A 16,567-nucleotide genomic window follows, 5' to 3' on the forward strand; every position below is an offset into this window, starting at 1 on the left:
GCAAATTTCTTTTCAATTCAACCACTTACCAACCGCGCCGAACGTACGCCAGCTTTGCGGGGGCAAAAGGGAGGTCATTGTACACACCGACACAGAGGCTCACAAATTTGACGACGAAATGTCGCAAATCTATGTCGCATTTGTGAAAGGTTTAAAGCGATCTGCTGTGCTAGTCAAAACTTTTTTTAATTCTGACCGCAACGACTCAAAGACTACTGTGACGCAGACACCACAAGGCACGCAGCCCGGAAGGCTGCGCGCACTTGTAGAAATTTTGAGGTGCTTGGAGAGGCGGCCTGGGTAAGGCCGCCGAATCTTCAGCGAGTTGTTGCCAGTTCCTGTTGGACGCTGGCGACAGTGCGAGGCCAAGGTTTACCAGCCTGAACCTTCGCTGGCAAGGCCTTGATGGCGGAAACGGCTGCATCACGATTGGCGAAGTTGCCGTAGGTGATCACGTAGAGCGGCTTGCCATTGAGGACTTTCTTGAAATAACGGTACTCGCCACCCTGCTCCTTGACGAAGCTTTGTGCGGCAGTTTCGGAGCTGGTGCCGAGGATTTGCACCACGTAGTTACCCGGTGCCTGACCGGCATACCAGGTGCCGCCAGCAGCCTTGGCCGTCGGAGCCGGTTTCTCGGCAGGCTTGGCCGCCGCGGCAACGGCTGGCTTGGCTGGTGCTGGCTTGGCCACTGGAGCAGGCGCTGGCTTGGCGGTGGCGACCTGAGTCGGTGCAGGCGTCGGCTTGGCCGCTGGTGTCGGCGCAGGGCCGGCAGGAACGCCCACAGGCGGCGCAGTGGTGGTCACGGTCGGCGGAGTGGCGCTGGAGCCTTCAACAGGCACGCCGTCGTCACCTTCTGTAATGCCACCTGCCGCTTCAGCCAGCGGACCGCGCATCACCGGTTGCGAGTTACCGACCAACGGCAATGGCATCGGCTGCGTGTTGCCAGCGAATTCTACGGCCGGAGCGCCGCCATTCGCTGTTGGCTGACCCTGGCCAAGCGGCAGTTGCGCCTGTTCATTGGCCGGCGCACCGGTGGTCGGTGCCTTGTTGCGACCTGGAATCAACCAGGCGGCAGCTACCGCGACCACGACCACGGCGGAAATCGCCAACACGTGTTTCTTCGGCATATTGAACCCCATTTTTGGACGCTTGACCGCTGAGCGGCTGGCGATCATGGCTTCGATCATTGCATCGCGGGCGACCTGATTGATGCTGCCAGGCCAACCTTCGGAGCTTTCGTGAATATCAGAGATCTGATCCGCGGTGAAAAGTTCGATACCGCGACCAGCGCCTTCGAGCCGCTGCTCCAGATATTCGCGGGTTTCATCTTCGGTGTAAGGCTGCAACTCGATGACGTGGAAACGCTCTTCCTCGAGATGCAAAGCCTCAAGCTGAGCAATCAGCGAGGTCTCACCGAACAGGAACACATGCGGACGGCCTTCAGGCGCACCAGCAGCCAGGACCATCAGGGCTTCAAGGGCGGACTCGTCGAGTTGTTCGGCGTCATCGACCAGCAGATAGACTTCTTGCCCGGTCAGTGCAAGCTGCACCACCTGAGCCAGAATAGCGTCGGCATCAGCCTGGCCGACGTTCAACGCCTGGGCCACCTGACGCAATACCCCGGCCGCATCGCCGGCGCCGCGGGCAGAAACCACCACGCTTTGTACCGATTGCTTGTTGGTGCTGGCGACCAGAGCCTGACGCAACAGGGTCTTGCCACTGCCCTCGGGGCCGGTGACCACCAGCAGCAACTGACTGTAACGGGCCAGGTGATGCAGCTGTCCCAGCACGGGTTTGCGCTGGGCCGGGAAAAATTTGAAGCCAGGCACCCGTGGAGCAAAAGGGTCATGACTCAACTGGTAATGGCCGAGGAAGGCCTCGTCGGCATGCAAACTAGTCATCGTGTTCTTATTAACCTTTAAGCTGAGCCAGGGCGCGGTAGTCTGCCCCCAGCGTGGCCTGTAGAACCTCTTTCGGATAATCGTCGGTCACCACCGCTTCACCCATGTGGCGCAGCAGCACCAGGCGTAAACGACCGTCGATCACTTTTTTGTCAATGGACATATGTTCGAGGAAATCGGCTTCTGTCATTTCTTCCGGCGGAACGACCGGCAGCCCCGCACGCTGGAACAGACGAATGCCGCGATCACGCTCCTGTTCACTGATCCAGCCGAGGCGCGCGGACATTTCCAGCGCCATTACGGTGCCAGCAGCCACGGCCTCACCATGAAGCCATACACCATAGCCCATGTGGGTTTCGATGGCGTGACCAAACGTATGGCCCAGGTTCAGGGTGGCACGAACGCCCGTCTCTTTCTCATCAGCACCGACCACCGCCGCCTTGGCCGCACAGGAACGCTCGATGGCATAGGTCAGGGCTTGCTGGTCCAGATTGCGCAGGCGGTCGACGTTGTCTTCGAGCCAGGTCAGGAACGGCTCATCACAGATCAGCCCGTACTTGATGACTTCGGCCAGCCCGGCGGACAGTTCGCGCGCCGGCAGGGTATTGAGGCTGGCGGTATCGATCAGCACCACGTTCGGCTGATAGAAGGCGCCGACCATGTTCTTGCCCAGCGGATGGTTGATCCCTGTCTTGCCGCCCACCGAGGAGTCGACCTGCGACAGCAGCGTGGTCGGAACCTGGATGAAATCGACGCCGCGCTGGTAGCAGGCGGCGGCAAAGCCGGCCATGTCACCGATCACACCGCCGCCAAGGGCGATCACCGTGGTGCGGCGGTCATGCCGGGCGGTCAGCAGACCGTCGAAAATCAGTTGCAGGGTTTCCCAGGTCTTGAAGGCTTCGCCGTCGGGCAGTACCACGGAAATCACCGAGAACTGCGCCAGGCTGCGGGTCAGACGCTCGAGATAGAGCGGCGCAACAGTCTCGTTGGAGATGATCGCTACTTGCCGTCCGCGAATGTGCGGGGCCAGCAGCTCGGGCTGATCCAACAAACCTTCGCCAATATGAATCGGGTAGCTGCGCTCGCCTAGATCGACCTTGAGTGTCTGCATGTGTCCCCACAGTGAAGATGGAATCAGGCGTACTGCCTTGAGTTAACGAATATCCACGGCCTCTGCTGGTGTGACGCCGTTCGGTAGCCATCCGCCACAACCTCGAACGGCCATGGCGGGACGCCGAGGATAGCGCATTTCGCGCGGTGCTTTAACGGGGTGGCAACTGCTGCAGACGCTCTAGAATGTCGAGTACGACCATTCGTGGCGGCCGCTCATCGGTTTCGACCACCAGGTCGGCAATTTCCCGATAAAGCGGATCGCGGATCGCCAGCAGATCCCGCAGGGTCTTGGCCGGATCGGCGGTGCGCAACAATGGCCGATTGCGGTCGCGGGACGTGCGGCCGACCTGCTGCTCGACTGACGCATGCAGATAAACCACCCGCCCACCGGCATGCAGTGCCCGACGATTGGCTTCGCGCATGACCGCGCCCCCGCCTGTCGCCAGCACCACACCGTCGCAATCGCACAGCTCGGCAATCATTGCCTGTTCGCGATCACGAAAACCCGGTTCGCCTTCCTTATCGAAGATCCAAGGGATATTGGCGCCCGTGCGCAATTCAATTTCCTTATCGGAATCTTTGAATGGCAGGCGCAGCTCTTTGGCCAGCAACCGGCCGATGGTGCTTTTTCCAGCACCCATCGGTCCAACAAGAATCAAATTTCGCACAGAATCAATGACTCACAGCAATCGCCCGATTATTCATGATACGCGGAGTGAGGAATACCAACAGCTCGGATTTTTTCTCCGAAACCACGTCACGCCGGAAAAGGCGGCCAAGATACGGCACATCGCCAAGAAATGGCACCTTATCTACAACCTTGCTCTGAGTATTTGAGAAAACACCACCAATGACGATGGTCTCGCCATCGTTGACCAGGACCTTGGCGTTGACTTCGTTTTTCTTGATGGGGGGTACATCCTGAACCTTGTTCAGGTAGTCCGGCTCGTCCTTGGTAACCTTGACTTCCATGATGATCCGGTTGTCGGGCGTGATCTGCGGCGTCACTTCCAGCGACAGCGACGCCTCCTTGAACGACACCGAAGTCGCGCCGCTGGAACTGGCTTCCTGATAGGGAATTTCCGTGCCCTTGAGAATTTTGGCGGTTTCCTTGTCGGACGTGACCACCTTGGGCTGCGAGACGATTTCCCCGTTGCCGGTTTTCTCCATGGCCGTCAGCTCCAGGTCCAGCAAGACGTTATCGGTGATGAAGGCGATACCGATTCCCGAGGTGTTGTTGGCTACGCCCATGTCGACGAACGGTGAGTTGGTGCTGGTACTGCCGGGCGTGCCAATGGTCGATGACCCATTGAGTCCATTGCTGACGCCGGAGGTGTTCCAGTTGCCCTTGTTCTGTATCGAACCACCCCAACGCACCCCGAGGCTTTTGTCATAGTCGACGTTGGCTTCGACAATGCGCGCCTCGATCATCACCTGACGCACAGGGATATCCAACTGCGTGACGATCCTGCGCAGCTCATCCAGCCGGTCCTGGGTCTGGTAGGCAATGATGTTATTGGTGCGTTCATCAACGGTGATTGATCCCCGTTCGTCGGGTTTCGCTTCGGCACTGGTCACCGACTGGAAGAGCTTGGCGATATCCGCCGCCTTGGCGTAGTTGACCTGCAACAGCTCCCGACGCAACGGCGCCAGATCGGCAATCTGCTTCTGCGATTCGAGCTCCTGACGCTCACGGGCAGCAATTTCATCGGCCGGCGCAACCAGCAGGACATTGCCGACCTTGCGCTTGTCCAGCCCCTTGGTTTTCAGCACCAGATCCAGCGCCTGATCCCACGGCACGTTCTGCAGACGCAGGGTAATTCCCCCCTGGACCGTGTCGCTGGCCACCAAGTTGAGGTTGGTGAAATCGGCGATCAGTTGCAGCACCGAGCGCACATCGATGTCCTGGAAGTTCAGCGATAGCTTCTCGCCGCTGTAGGCCTGTTGCCCGGCATTGCGTTTTTGCAGTTCGTCGAACGTCGCCGGGCGAACGCTGACCGTGAGCTTATTGTCGGTCTGATAGGTCGAGTAATCGAACGTGCCGCCGGGTTCAATGCTGATGGTGGCTCGATCGCCGCTCGCGCTGGCATTGACGAACTGCACGGGCGTGGCGAAATCCTTCACGTCCAGACGCACGCGCAATCGCTCGGGCAATAAGGTCTTGGCAAATCCGACGATGATCCTGCCTTCGCGCTCTTGTATGTCGGGCGCAATCGATGGATCCGACAAGTCGATCACCACGTTGCCTTCGCCCTGGGTCCCCCGCTGGAAATCCACACCCCGAATGGCCTTGCCCGCCGTCGCGACAGCTCGTGCCGGAACCGGCGTTGCTACCGCCGCCGGCCTGGATATCGACGGTTTGACTCCCTGCCCGACAACAACCAGCAGATTGTTACCTTCTATTCGCGAGTCGTACGGGGCCGGCTGGGTCAGGTTGATGATCAATCGCGTACGGTCCCGGGCTTCCACCACCGTCGCACTTCGGGCATTTCCACTGCCCAGATCGTGAGTCTTGCTCGCCAGTTGACTGGCGACACCCGGCAAATCCAGGGCAATCCGGGCTGGCGTATCCGTCGTGTAGCCGCGGGGCACCGGGGGTGGCGCATCGAACGACAACTTCAACTCGACACGGTCACCCGGCAGCGCTGCCACATCCAGCGCCTTGAGATTGGCCGCTTGTACCATCGGCGACAACAACGCTATCCATAGCGAAAGGCCGACGGTGGAAAGAATCCTGTTCATTATTGGAGTTCCACTATGAGTGCTCTTTCAAAGGGATGATCCGGGGACGCTCCAGCCACGCACCCTGACCATCGGGGACAATTTCAACCACATCGACTTGAGAGCCACTGATCGCAACGATCCGTCCGTGGTTACGCCCCAGATAATCGCCGACTTTCAGCCGGTGCACCCCACCCGCCCCGCGCAGCAGGGCATAGGAACCCGTTGCATTGGAAAGGGTGCCGACCATTTCAAACTGCTCGATGTTGAAGCCTTCGAGGTATTGTTTAACCCGATCCGGGTCGGGCTTGACGTTACCCGAACCCCGCCGCCAGGCCGCCAGATCAGTGCTGATCTGCGGCGAAAACGGGCTGCGCATATTCGCCGCGTTGTAAGTGAATGCAGGGTAAGACTGGAATACTGGCGTTGGTTCAATCTTCCCCGGCCCGTGCAGACGCATTTCGTTCATGTACGCGTCCAGATCGGTGTAGTCATCGCCCCCGCCACAACCAGACAGGACAGACAGCAACACCACCACCGAAAAACAACGTACCAGGCTCATTGATGCTGTCCCTTGTCGTTGTAGCGGTAGGTCTTGGCGAGGATGGTCAAGCGCAGTTTCGGACCACCCTCAGGGCTGACAGGAGCCAGATCGAAATCGTGCAAGGTAACGATTCGCGGCAACCCGGCCACACCACTGACGAAGGTGGCCAGGTCGTGGTATTCCCCGATGACCGTGATCTGGATCGGCAGTTCGATGTAGAACGGCTGGGCCACCTCCGGCAGTAACTTGATCTCTTCGAACTCCAGGCCACTGCCGAGGCCCGTACGCGTGATGTCTTCGAGCAAGCCGGGCACTTCGGTATCGCTGGGCAATTGCCGCAACAGCACGACGAAGGTGTTCCCCATCTCTTTCAACTGCCGGGTATAGAGATCCAGGTTTGCCGCCATGCGGGCCTTGCTGGCGAACTGCTCCTTGAGTGTCAACTCTTCCTCACGCTTGAGATCGAGCTGGCTCACAAGGTCGTGGGTGGAAAAGTTATAGCCAAAAGCCAGCACCAGAAACACGAGCAAGGCGGCCACCAGACACTTGATCGCCGGCGGCCAGGAACCCATGTTGCTGGTATCCAGATCATTGATGTCGATCTTGCGCACCCCTTCAAACCATTCGGACAGACTCATTTGCCCCCCTCCGGTGTTGCGGGTTGAGTCTGGCGGACGGTCAACTGGAAGACGTTTGCCTGCTCCAACTGGCCGGCAGCCGTGGCCTTGACTTCGCTCAGGCTCGGCGCTTCGAACCAGTCTGATGCCTCGAGGTTGCGCATCAATTCTGAAACGCGGTTGTTGGATTGTGCGGCACCGGTGATGGACAAGGTCTTTGCGGTCATTTTCACTTCGGTGAAATACACGCCGTCGGGCAGGGCTCGCGCCAACTGGTCAAATATTCGCCCGCTGATTTGGCGATTGCCTTGCAGGCCCTGGATGACACCCATGCGCTCGACCAATTGCTGACGGCGCGCCTTGAGATCATTGATCTGGCTGATTCGCTCATCGACCACGGCGACTTGCTTGCCGATGTAATCGTTACGGGCGACTTGCCGGTCGATGGCACCGCTAATGACCTGGTTCGCAACCAGCACCGCCCCCATCGCGCCCACCATTGCCGCCACCAGGACCAGCAGGAAGCGCTTGCGGCGGATTTCACGTCGCTCCTCGCGCCAGGGTAAAAGGTTGATCCGTGCCATCAGTCGAAGCTCCTGAGAGCCAGACCGCAGGCGATCATCAACGCCGGGGCATCACTCGCCAAGGCAGCGCCATTGACCTTGCTGCCCAGAGTCATTTCGCAAAACGGGTTCGCGACCTGGGTCGGCATGCCCAATTGCTGCTCGATCAAACGGTCCAGCCCCGGGATCGACGCCGTACCGCCGGCCAGCAGGACATGGTCGACGGCGCTGTACTGGCCGGAAGCAAGGAAGAAGTGCAACGAGCGCGACACCTGCTGCACCAGCGCCTCTCGAAATGGCTGCAAGACCTCAGCGGTGTAGTCATCCGGTAAACCGCCCTTCTTTTGCGCCAGCCCCGCCTGCTCCAGCGTCAGGCCGTAGCGACGCTGGATTTCCTCGGTCAGTTGGCGACCGCCGAACAGTTGTTCGCGGGTGTAGATAATCCGCCCGTTGTGCAGCACGCTCAGGGTGGTCATGGTGGCTCCGATGTCCACAACTGCGACCGTCAAAGGTTTCTCGGAAACCGCGAGCTGACCGGCCAGAAGTTCGAATGAACGCTCCAGCGCGTAGGCCTCGACATCGACCACGCGGGCGGTCAGCCCCGCCAGGGCCAGGGCGGCCTCGCGAACTTCGACGTTTTCCTTGCGACAAGCGGCGAGCAGCACGTTGACGCGATCGGGATTACGCCCGGAGGCGCCCTGGACTTCAAAGTCGATCGCGACTTCGTCAAGAGGATAAGGAATGTACTGGTCAGCCTCGATTTTCAGCTGGCTTTCCATTTCGTCTTCGCAAAGACCGGCATCCATCTCGATGGTCTTGGTGATCACCGCTGAGCCCGCTACGGCCACGGCCACGTTCTTGAGGGCGGTTCTGGCCTTGGCCAGCGCGCGAGTGATAGCCAGCCCCACACCTTCGAGCTCGGCGATATTCTTTTCGATCACCGCACCGACCGGCAATGGCTCGACCGCATAGGCCTCGACCCGGTAGCGCTCACCCTGACGGCTCAACTCAAGAAGTTTCACCGAGGTGGAACTGATGTCGATTCCCAGCAGCGTATTGGATTTTTTGTTGAAGAGTCCTGGCACTACCAATTCCCTATGACTTTCCGTGAGTTACGGACTCTGCAATGTCCATTGCGTTCAATCCACCCGTCTTGACAGCAGCGCCAGCCACGCTCCCGATCAGAAAAATGCTTATAATGCCCAGCGTTTTTTTCCGCTTTTGCTCAAGCGCGGGTCGTTCTCGTTTAGCCTGAACCCTGTTGCCCAATTCATTTTTTACCCTGGATATCCAAAAGCCTTGATTCGTCTGCTGAAGTTTTTCGGTTGGTCCATCGTCGCGGTTTTCTGCGGACTCCTTCTGGGTCTGAGCGGGGCGTACCTTTACCTTAGTCCCGGACTACCGTCCGTGGAGGCACTGAGAAGCATCCAGTTGCAGATCCCTTTGCGGGTCTACAGCAGCGATAACAAGTTGATCGCAGAATTTGGCGAAATGCGCCGTACACCGATCCGTTTCGCCGACATTCCCCCCAATTTCATCAATGCGTTACTAAGTGCTGAAGACGACAATTTCGCCAACCACTACGGCGTCGATCCGAGCAGCCTGATGCGTGCCGCGACCCAACTGGTCAAAAGCGGACACATCCAGTCCGGCGGCAGCACGATCACCATGCAGGTGGCGAAGAACTTCTTCCTGACCAGCGAACGCAGCTTTTCACGCAAGACCACCGAGATCCTGCTGGCCCTGCAGATCGAACGCCAGTTGACCAAGGACGAGATCCTCGAGCTGTACGTCAACAAGATCTATCTGGGTAACCGTGCCTACGGCATCGAGGCGGCGGCGCAGGTCTATTACGGCAAATCGATCCGCGATGTCAGCCTGGCGCAGATGGCGATGATCGCCGGCCTGCCCAAGGCGCCGTCGCGCTTCAACCCACTGGCCAACCCGGCGCGCAGCAAGGAGCGTCGCGACTGGATCCTGGGGCGCATGTACAAGCTCGGAAAAATCAGCGAGGCCGACTACACCGCTGCAGTCAACGAGCCACTGAACGCCAGCTATCACGTGCCGACCCCGGAAGTGAACGCCCCGTACATCGCCGAAATGGCCCGTGCCGAAATGGTCGGGCGTTACGGTAGCGATGCGTATACCGAAGGCTTCCGCGTCACGACCACGGTACCGAGCGACCTCCAGGAGCTGGCCAACACCGCGGTCCACGAAGGCCTGATGACCTACGACCAGCGTCACGGCTATCGCGGGCCAGAGTCGCGGCTGCCGGGCAAGACCCGCGAGGCCTGGGCAACCGAGCTGACCAAACAACGCATTATCAGCGGCCTGGAACCGGCCATCGTGACCCAGGTCGACAAAACCGGCTTGCAGGTGCTGACCCGCACCGGCCAGGAACACGTGAACTGGGACACCATGAAGTGGGCCCGGCCGTTCCTGAACACCAACAGCATGGGCGCCAACCCGAAACAACCCTCGGACGTGGCCCAGGTCGGTGACCTGATTCGTGTGCAGCGTCAGCCGGACAATTCGCTGAAGTTCAGCCAGATCCCGCAGGCCCAAGGCGCTCTGGTGTCCCTGGACCCACAGAACGGCGCCATTCGTTCGCTGGTGGGCGGCTTCGCCTTCGAACAGAGCAACTACAACCGCGCATTGCAGGCCAAGCGCCAGCCGGGCTCGAGCTTCAAACCGTTCGTCTACGCCGCCGCACTGGATAGCGGCTACACCGCCTCCAGCCTGGTGAACGACGCACCGATCGTGTTCGTCGACGAGTACCTGGACAAAGTCTGGCGCCCGAAGAACGACACCAACACCTTCCTCGGCCCGATTCGCCTGCGTGAAGCGCTGTACAAGTCGCGCAACCTGGTGTCGATCCGCTTGCTGCAAGCGATGGGCGTTGGCAAGACCATCGACTACATCACGCGCTTCGGCTTCAACAAACAGGACTTGCCACCCAACCTGTCCCTGGCGCTGGGCACCGCGACCCTGACGCCAATGGAAATCGCCACCGGCTGGAGCGCCTTCGCCAACGGCGGCTACAAGATCACCCCGTACATCATCGACAAGATCGAAAGCCGCAACGGCGACACGCTGTTCGTCGCCAACCCGCCGAGCGTGCCTCAGGGCGGCGCTGCCAGCGATGGCATTGCCGTGCCGGCCGCCCAAGCCTTCACGGTCAACGCAACGCCGGGCGAGGCACCGGGCACTACGCCGACACCACAAGCACCCGCCGTGGCCGAACGCATCGTTGATGGGCGCACCACGTACATCCTCAACAGCATGCTTGAGGATGTGATCAAACTCGGCACCGGTCGCCGCGCGCTCGCCCTGGGCCGCCCTGACATTGCCGGCAAGACAGGAACGACCAACGAATCCAAGGACGCCTGGTTCTCCGGCTACAACGCCGATTACGTGACGACCGTGTGGACCGGCTTCGATCAACCGGAAAGCCTGGGTCGCAAGGAATTCGGCGGCACCGTCGCGCTGCCGATCTGGATGAACTACATGGGCGCCGCGCTCAAAGGCAAACCACCGCATACTCAACCGGAGCCCGAAGGCATCCTCAGCCTGCGAGTCGATCCGATCAGCGGTCGCGCAGCCAGCCCGGGCACCCCGGGGGCCTACTTTGAACTGTTCAAGGTCGAAGATACGCCACCGTCCGGGAACGAGCTGGGCAACGGTCTGGCACCTGGCAGCCCGCTGCCGGCGGATGAAGCGGCGCCGATCGATTTGTTCTGATTGCAGGACCAACATAAAGCCCCGCTCTTCTGTAGAAGGCGGGGCTTTTTTGCATCCGGGCTTCCTGTCATATCGCCATCGCGAGCAAGCTCGCTCCCACAGGGGTGCGCATTCCAATGTGGGAGCGGGCTTGCTCGCGAACAGGCCATCAGAAACCCCACAAAACCTTCAGGCACAAAAAAGCCCCGACTTTCACAAGCCGGGGCTTTCGTTGAAGCGCTACAACGGCTTAGCCGTTGAACACGTCATCCACGCTTTTGAGCGGGTAGTTCTTCGGATACGGCAGGGTCGCCACGCCGGTTTCGATGGCAGCTTTGGCCACGGCATCGGAGATCAGGGTGATCAGACGGGCATCCATTGGCTTCGGAATGATGTACTCACGACCGAATTCCAGCTTGATGCCGCCGTAGGCGTCGCACACTTCCTGAGGCACCGGCAGCTTGGCCAGTTCACGCAGGGCGTTGGCCGCAGCCACTTTCATTTCTTCGTTGATGCGCTTGGCGCGAACGTCCAAGGCACCACGGAAGATGAACGGGAAGCCCAGTACGTTGTTGACCTGGTTCGGGTAGTCGGAACGACCGGTGGCCATGATCACGTCGCTACGGGTAGCGTGCGCCAGCTCTGGGGAGATTTCCGGATCAGGGTTCGAGCAGGCGAACACGATCGGGTTAGGCGCCATCGACAGCAGGCCTTCAGCACTCAGCAGGTTCGGGCCGGACAGACCAACGAACACATCAGCGCCTTGCAGGGCGTCAGCCAGCGTGCGCTTGTCGGTCGCGTGAGCGAACACAGCCTTGTACTGGTTCAGGTCGTCACGGCCGGAGTGGATCACGCCGGTGCGGTCGACCATGTAGATGTTTTCGATGTTGGCGCCCATGCTCACCAGCAACTTCATGCAGGAAATGGCGGCAGCGCCAGCACCCAGGCAGACGATCTTGGCTTCCGGCAGGGTTTTGCCAGCGATTTCCAGGGCGTTGATCATGCCGGCGGCGGTCACGATAGCGGTGCCGTGCTGGTCATCGTGGAATACCGGAATATCGCACTGCTCGATCAGAGCGCGCTCGATTTCAAAGCACTCTGGTGCCTTGATGTCTTCCAGGTTGATGCCACCGAAGGTGATGGAGATGCGCTTGACGGTGTCGATGAAGGCTTGCGGGCTTTCGGAGTCGACTTCGATGTCGAAAACGTCAATGCCGGCGAAGCGCTTGAACAGTACGCCCTTGCCTTCCATCACTGGCTTGGAAGCCAATGGGCCGAGGTTACCCAGACCGAGAATCGCGGTGCCATCGGAAATGACTGCAACCAGGTTGCCTTTGCCGGTGTACTTGTAGGCCAGTTCAGGATCGCGGGCGATCTCGCGTACTGGTTCGGCTACGCCCGGGCTGTAGGCCAGCGACAGGTCGCGAGCGGTAGCAGTGGCCTTGGTGAGCTCGACACTCAGCTTCCCTGGACGAGGATTGGCGTGATATTCGAGAGCGGCAGTTTTCAGATCAGACATTTTGGCATTCCGCTTTTTACTGTTGGACAGACTGGTCAGCGAGGATACGCGCCTCGCAAAGTCCCCACAAGACTGACTGGTCACCCCTGTCAAGCGCCCGGCCCTACGACTTTGGGCCAAGAGCCACGGCACACAAGGGCTAGACTGTTCACAATCAGCGCAAAAAATGTCTACAATTTTTTATCACTGCACGACTTGAAACATCGCCGGGTCGGTCAAGGGCAACATCCAGCGTGCCTGACCTTCCTTCAGTCCGCCACGTCGCGAACGATCCAGCACCCAACCGCGCGCCTCGATCTGCTTGCCTTCGAGCCTTTCCAGCAAGCCCGCATCAAACCGCCCCAGCAGATTGGGTGCAACGCGCAATACAACCGAATCCTGTAACTCGATCCAAACCCCGCCGCGATTGCGTTGAACCTTGCTCACACGACCACTGAGCACGGCGAACCCGGAAGTGCTGATCTGCTCCGCCTTCAGTACAGGCGACTGGCGCCATACACCGAGCCCGGCCTGTCGAGCGCTGGTTTCGGCAGCTTGCTGACAGACAACCAGATCGACATTCGGCGCCACGGCCACCTGAAAACCCAGGCCTTCGGCGAGCATTTGCGCTTCGAGGTTGGCGCCATCGGCACCGTAGACATGAGCCAGGGTGCGGCCGTAATGGTCCTTGCCTTCTTTGCCAGGCAGCAAACCAACCTGACCGTCGCTAGCCGCTACCAAGGCTTCGAGTCGCTTGCGCGCGACCACGGCGAACGGTTCGTCGGAACGGCCATTCTTGCCCAGCTCCGGCGTATTCAAGCCGATCATGCGCACACTGCGGCCATCGCTCAGGCGCAGGGTGTCGCCGTCCACCACCCGCTGCACCGCGACGGGCGCCAGGCCGCCGGGTGCCGGGCAAAACGCCTGGGCGCCGGATAGCCAAATCGCGGACATAAAAAAGGCGCCCGCGAGGGACGCCTTCTTCATCAGCATGGAAAAACCGCAACGGCTTCCCAAGTTGATTGGCCTTAGGCCTTTTTCGCGCCGAAAGCACCGAAACGGTCGGCGAAGCGCTGTACGCGGCCGCCAGTGTCCAGAGTCTTCTGCTTACCGGTGTAGAACGGGTGGCATTCGTTGCAAACGTCGATCGCCAGGGCTTTGCCGAAGGTCGAACGGGTTTCGAACTTGTTGCCGCAGCTGCAGGTAACAGCAACTGCTGGGTATTCTGGATGGATATCAGCTTTCATGGTGTCTTCCTCAGGCTAGCGTGCCGCCACCCAACACTATTGTTGAATACCGCACGTAATTAGGCCGCGGATTCTACCAGACAATGCCAATCACGCAAGCTGTCCCTGAGACCGACCGTCTGCTAGGCTCCCGCCCCAATGCGCGATCCCTGTGGGAGCGAGCTTGCTCGCGATGAGGGCGCGTCAGTCAGCATATGTGTTGCCTGACACGACGCTATCGCGAGCAACCTCGCTCCCACAGGGGACATACGACCCCGCTTTTATCTTCCGCCGATCGAGATCCCCCGCGTGCCCGACGCCATTTTGCGCCTCGCCCTGCCTTCGCCGCTGCGCCGCCTGTTCGACTACCGCGCTCCGGCCGGCGTCCTGCGCGCCCAGTTGCACCCCGGCATGCGCCTGCGGGTACCGTTCGGCCGACGGGAGATGATCGGTATTCTGGTGGAAGTCACCAACACCAGCGAAGTGCCGGCCGAGAAACTCAAGCCGGCCCTGGCCCTGCTCGACGCTACGCCACCGCTGCCGCCCGCGCTGTTCAAGCTGTGCCTGTGGACGTCCCAGTATTACCAGCACAGCCTCGGCGACACCTTGAGCTGGGCGCTGCCGGTTTTGCTGCGCCAGGGTGAATTAGCCGAAGCACGCCAGGAACGCTTCTGGTCCGCCGCGCCGGGGGCCAGCCTCGACGATCCGCGCATCGCCCGCGCCCCGCGCCAGCGTGAAGCCCTGGCCACGCTGGCCCAACATCCCCATGGCGTCGCCCATCAATTGCTGAGCAAACTGATGCTGAGCAAGGACAGCCTGGATTTGCTGCTGGCCAAGGACCTGGTGCAGGTCGAGATCCGCCGGCACGCCCCGAGCGGACGCCACGAACACTGGCTGGCGCAACCGGAGCTCCCCCTGAACCCGGAGCAGCGCGCCGCCTATGAGGCGATTCGCGCTGGCTTCGACAGTTATCACGCGTTCCTGCTGGCCGGCGTCACCGGCAGCGGCAAGACCGAAGTCTATCTGCAGTTGATCCGTGAAACCCTCGAGGCCGGCAAGCAGGCGCTGGTGCTGATCCCGGAAATCAACCTCGGCCCGCAGACCCTGGCGCGCTTCGAACAGCGTTTCAATGCCCGTATCGCGCTGATCCATTCGGCGGTCAATGACCGCGAACGCCTCGAGGCCTGGCTGGCCGCGCGGGACGGTGAGGCCGACATCATTATCGGCACCCGTTCGGCCCTGTTCACACCGATGAAGAACCCCGGCCTGATCATCATCGACGAAGAACACGACGGCTCCTATAAACAGCAGGAAGGTTTGCGCTACCACGCCCGTGATCTGGCATTGGTGCGGGCGCGACAGGAAAACATCCCGATTGTCCTCGGCTCCGCCACCCCTTCGCTGGAAAGCCTGCACAACGCCTACACCGGCCGCTACGGGCTACTGCGCTTGAACGAACGGGCCGGCGGCGCCAAACAGCCGCGCTTCCTGCGTCTGGACGTGAAAAGCCGCCCGCTGGACAGTGGCATTTCCGGGCCGATGCAACAAGCCATCGGCCAGACTCTGGCCGCCGGACAGCAAGTCCTGGTGTTCCTCAACCGCCGCGGCTTCGCCCCGACCCTGCTGTGTCATGACTGTGGCTGGATGTCCGAGTGCCAGCGCTGTGACGCGCGAATGACCGTGCATCAGCGTTACGGCGAGTTGCGCTGCCACCATTGCGGCTACGTCGAACGCGTGCCGCGCCAGTGCCCGAAGTGCAACAAGGTCGATCTGCGCCCCGTTGGCGCCGGCACCGAACGGGCCGAGGAGCGCCTGGCCATTCTGTTCCCGGACTATCCGGTGCTGCGGGTCGACCGCGACAGCACATCGCGCAAGGATGCGATGAACCAGTTGTTCGCGACCATTCAAAAAGGCCAGCCGTGCATCCTGATCGGCACGCAGATGCTTGCCAAAGGTCACCACTTTCCTCGGGTGACGCTGGTGTCGATCCTCGACGCCGACGGCGGCCTGTTCTCCGGTGACTTCCGCGCCAGCGAGCGCATGGCTCAATTGATCGTGCAGGTCGCCGGCCGCGCAGGTCGCGCCGAAGAGCCGGGCAAGGTGATTATCCAGACGCACCTGGCCGACCATCCGCTGCTGGTGCAATTGACCGAGCAAGGCTATTTCGCCTTTGCCGAACAGGCCTTGAGCGAACGCCGCGCAGCCGGTCTGCCGCCGTTTGCGCACCTGGCGCTGCTGCGGGCCGAGGCGCATAAACCGGGTCAGGCCGAAGGCTTCCTGGATGAGGCTTGCAGCGAGGCGGAGCGTTTGCTGGCCGAGCAGAATCTGACCGGGATCGAGTTATTGGGACCGGTCCCGGCACCGATGGAGCGCCGGGCCGGGCGTTATCGTGCACAGCTGTTGGTACAGGCCACGGCGCGAGCACCCTTGCATCGATTGCTGGCCAGTTGGTTGCTGGTGCTGGAGCAGATGCCGAGCGGGCGAGCGGTGCGTTGGTCTTTGGATGTTGATCCGGTCGATTTGTATTAATTTGGGGATTGCCATCGCGAGTAAGCACGCTCCCACAGGGGTTCTCGGGGGGAACTACAATTTGTATCCACCTCAAAACCTGCGGGAGCGAGCTTGCTCGCGATGGGGTCCTAATTGTCACCACACATCCACATC

Annotated in this window: 13 protein-coding genes; 2 read left to right on the plus strand and 11 right to left on the minus strand. The window is 60.5% G+C overall.

The genetic code is table 11. The features are described 5' to 3' along the window. Positions 1–317: 317 nt before the first annotated feature. The 8 genes from AC3WTM_RS10995 to AC3WTM_RS11030 form a co-directional block, all read right to left on the minus strand. On the minus strand, positions 318–1,901 hold the full coding sequence (locus AC3WTM_RS10995) for an AAA family ATPase (protein ID WP_102671157.1): 1,584 nt from the start codon (positions 1,899–1,901) through the stop codon (positions 318–320). Between the two features lie 10 nt (positions 1,902–1,911). Continuing rightward, the gene (gene aroB / locus AC3WTM_RS11000; RefSeq protein ID WP_057712349.1) at positions 1,912–3,012 is read right to left on the minus strand and encodes a 3-dehydroquinate synthase; all 1,101 of its coding nucleotides are present in this window, start codon (positions 3,010–3,012) and stop codon (positions 1,912–1,914) included. Positions 3,013–3,163: 151 nt separating this feature from the next. Continuing rightward, a complete protein-coding gene (aroK, locus tag AC3WTM_RS11005; RefSeq protein WP_057712350.1) occupies positions 3,164–3,682 on the minus strand; it encodes a shikimate kinase AroK in 519 nt (172 codons plus the stop codon). A 4-nt stretch (positions 3,683–3,686) separates the two neighbouring features. Next, a complete protein-coding gene (locus AC3WTM_RS11010; protein ID WP_102671158.1) occupies positions 3,687–5,756 on the minus strand; it encodes a type IV pilus secretin PilQ in 2,070 nt (689 codons plus the stop codon). A 13-nt stretch (positions 5,757–5,769) separates the two neighbouring features. Then, entirely contained in the window at positions 5,770–6,297 is a 528-nt protein-coding gene (locus tag AC3WTM_RS11015; RefSeq protein WP_102671159.1) for a pilus assembly protein PilP, read from the minus strand. Further along, complete coding sequence (locus tag AC3WTM_RS11020) at positions 6,294–6,917, minus strand: type IV pilus inner membrane component PilO (protein ID WP_102671160.1); 624 nt, start codon at positions 6,915–6,917, stop codon at positions 6,294–6,296. Before AC3WTM_RS11020 ends, AC3WTM_RS11015 begins: the two co-directional genes overlap by 4 nt. Continuing rightward, positions 6,914–7,480 (minus strand): PilN domain-containing protein, encoded by a 567-nt coding sequence (locus AC3WTM_RS11025; RefSeq protein ID WP_102671161.1) that lies wholly within the window; start codon positions 7,478–7,480, stop codon positions 6,914–6,916. Before AC3WTM_RS11025 ends, AC3WTM_RS11020 begins: the two co-directional genes overlap by 4 nt. Further along, on the minus strand, positions 7,480–8,544 hold the full coding sequence (locus AC3WTM_RS11030; RefSeq protein WP_102671162.1) for a pilus assembly protein PilM: 1,065 nt from the start codon (positions 8,542–8,544) through the stop codon (positions 7,480–7,482). Before AC3WTM_RS11030 ends, AC3WTM_RS11025 begins: the two co-directional genes overlap by 1 nt. Before the next feature lie 217 nt (positions 8,545–8,761). On the opposite strand from AC3WTM_RS11030, the gene AC3WTM_RS11035 reads away from it, so the two are divergent. Further along, complete coding sequence (locus AC3WTM_RS11035; RefSeq protein ID WP_371918581.1) at positions 8,762–11,200, plus strand: penicillin-binding protein 1A; 2,439 nt, start codon at positions 8,762–8,764, stop codon at positions 11,198–11,200. Positions 11,201–11,429: 229 nt separating this feature from the next. Here the strand turns inward: AC3WTM_RS11035 and AC3WTM_RS11040 are convergent, their stop codons facing one another. The 3 genes from AC3WTM_RS11040 to rpmE form a co-directional block, all read right to left on the minus strand. Continuing rightward, positions 11,430–12,698 (minus strand): malic enzyme-like NAD(P)-binding protein, encoded by a 1,269-nt coding sequence (locus AC3WTM_RS11040; protein ID WP_008047852.1) that lies wholly within the window; start codon positions 12,696–12,698, stop codon positions 11,430–11,432. 183 nt (positions 12,699–12,881) lie between these two features. Further along, positions 12,882–13,670: a thermonuclease family protein gene (locus tag AC3WTM_RS11045; protein WP_102672220.1), complete on the minus strand. Its 789-nt coding sequence runs from the start codon at positions 13,668–13,670 to the stop codon at positions 12,882–12,884. 35 nt (positions 13,671–13,705) lie between these two features. Further along, complete coding sequence (gene rpmE / locus AC3WTM_RS11050) at positions 13,706–13,924, minus strand: 50S ribosomal protein L31 (protein WP_008047849.1); 219 nt, start codon at positions 13,922–13,924, stop codon at positions 13,706–13,708. A 288-nt stretch (positions 13,925–14,212) separates the two neighbouring features. Here rpmE and AC3WTM_RS11055 point away from each other — a divergent pair, with 288 nt between their 5' ends. Next, positions 14,213–16,432: a primosomal protein N' gene (locus tag AC3WTM_RS11055; protein ID WP_102672219.1), complete on the plus strand. Its 2,220-nt coding sequence runs from the start codon at positions 14,213–14,215 to the stop codon at positions 16,430–16,432. Positions 16,433–16,567 lie beyond the last annotated feature (135 nt).

The organism is Pseudomonas sp. EU05-FHT14B02, from assembly GCF_058791055.1.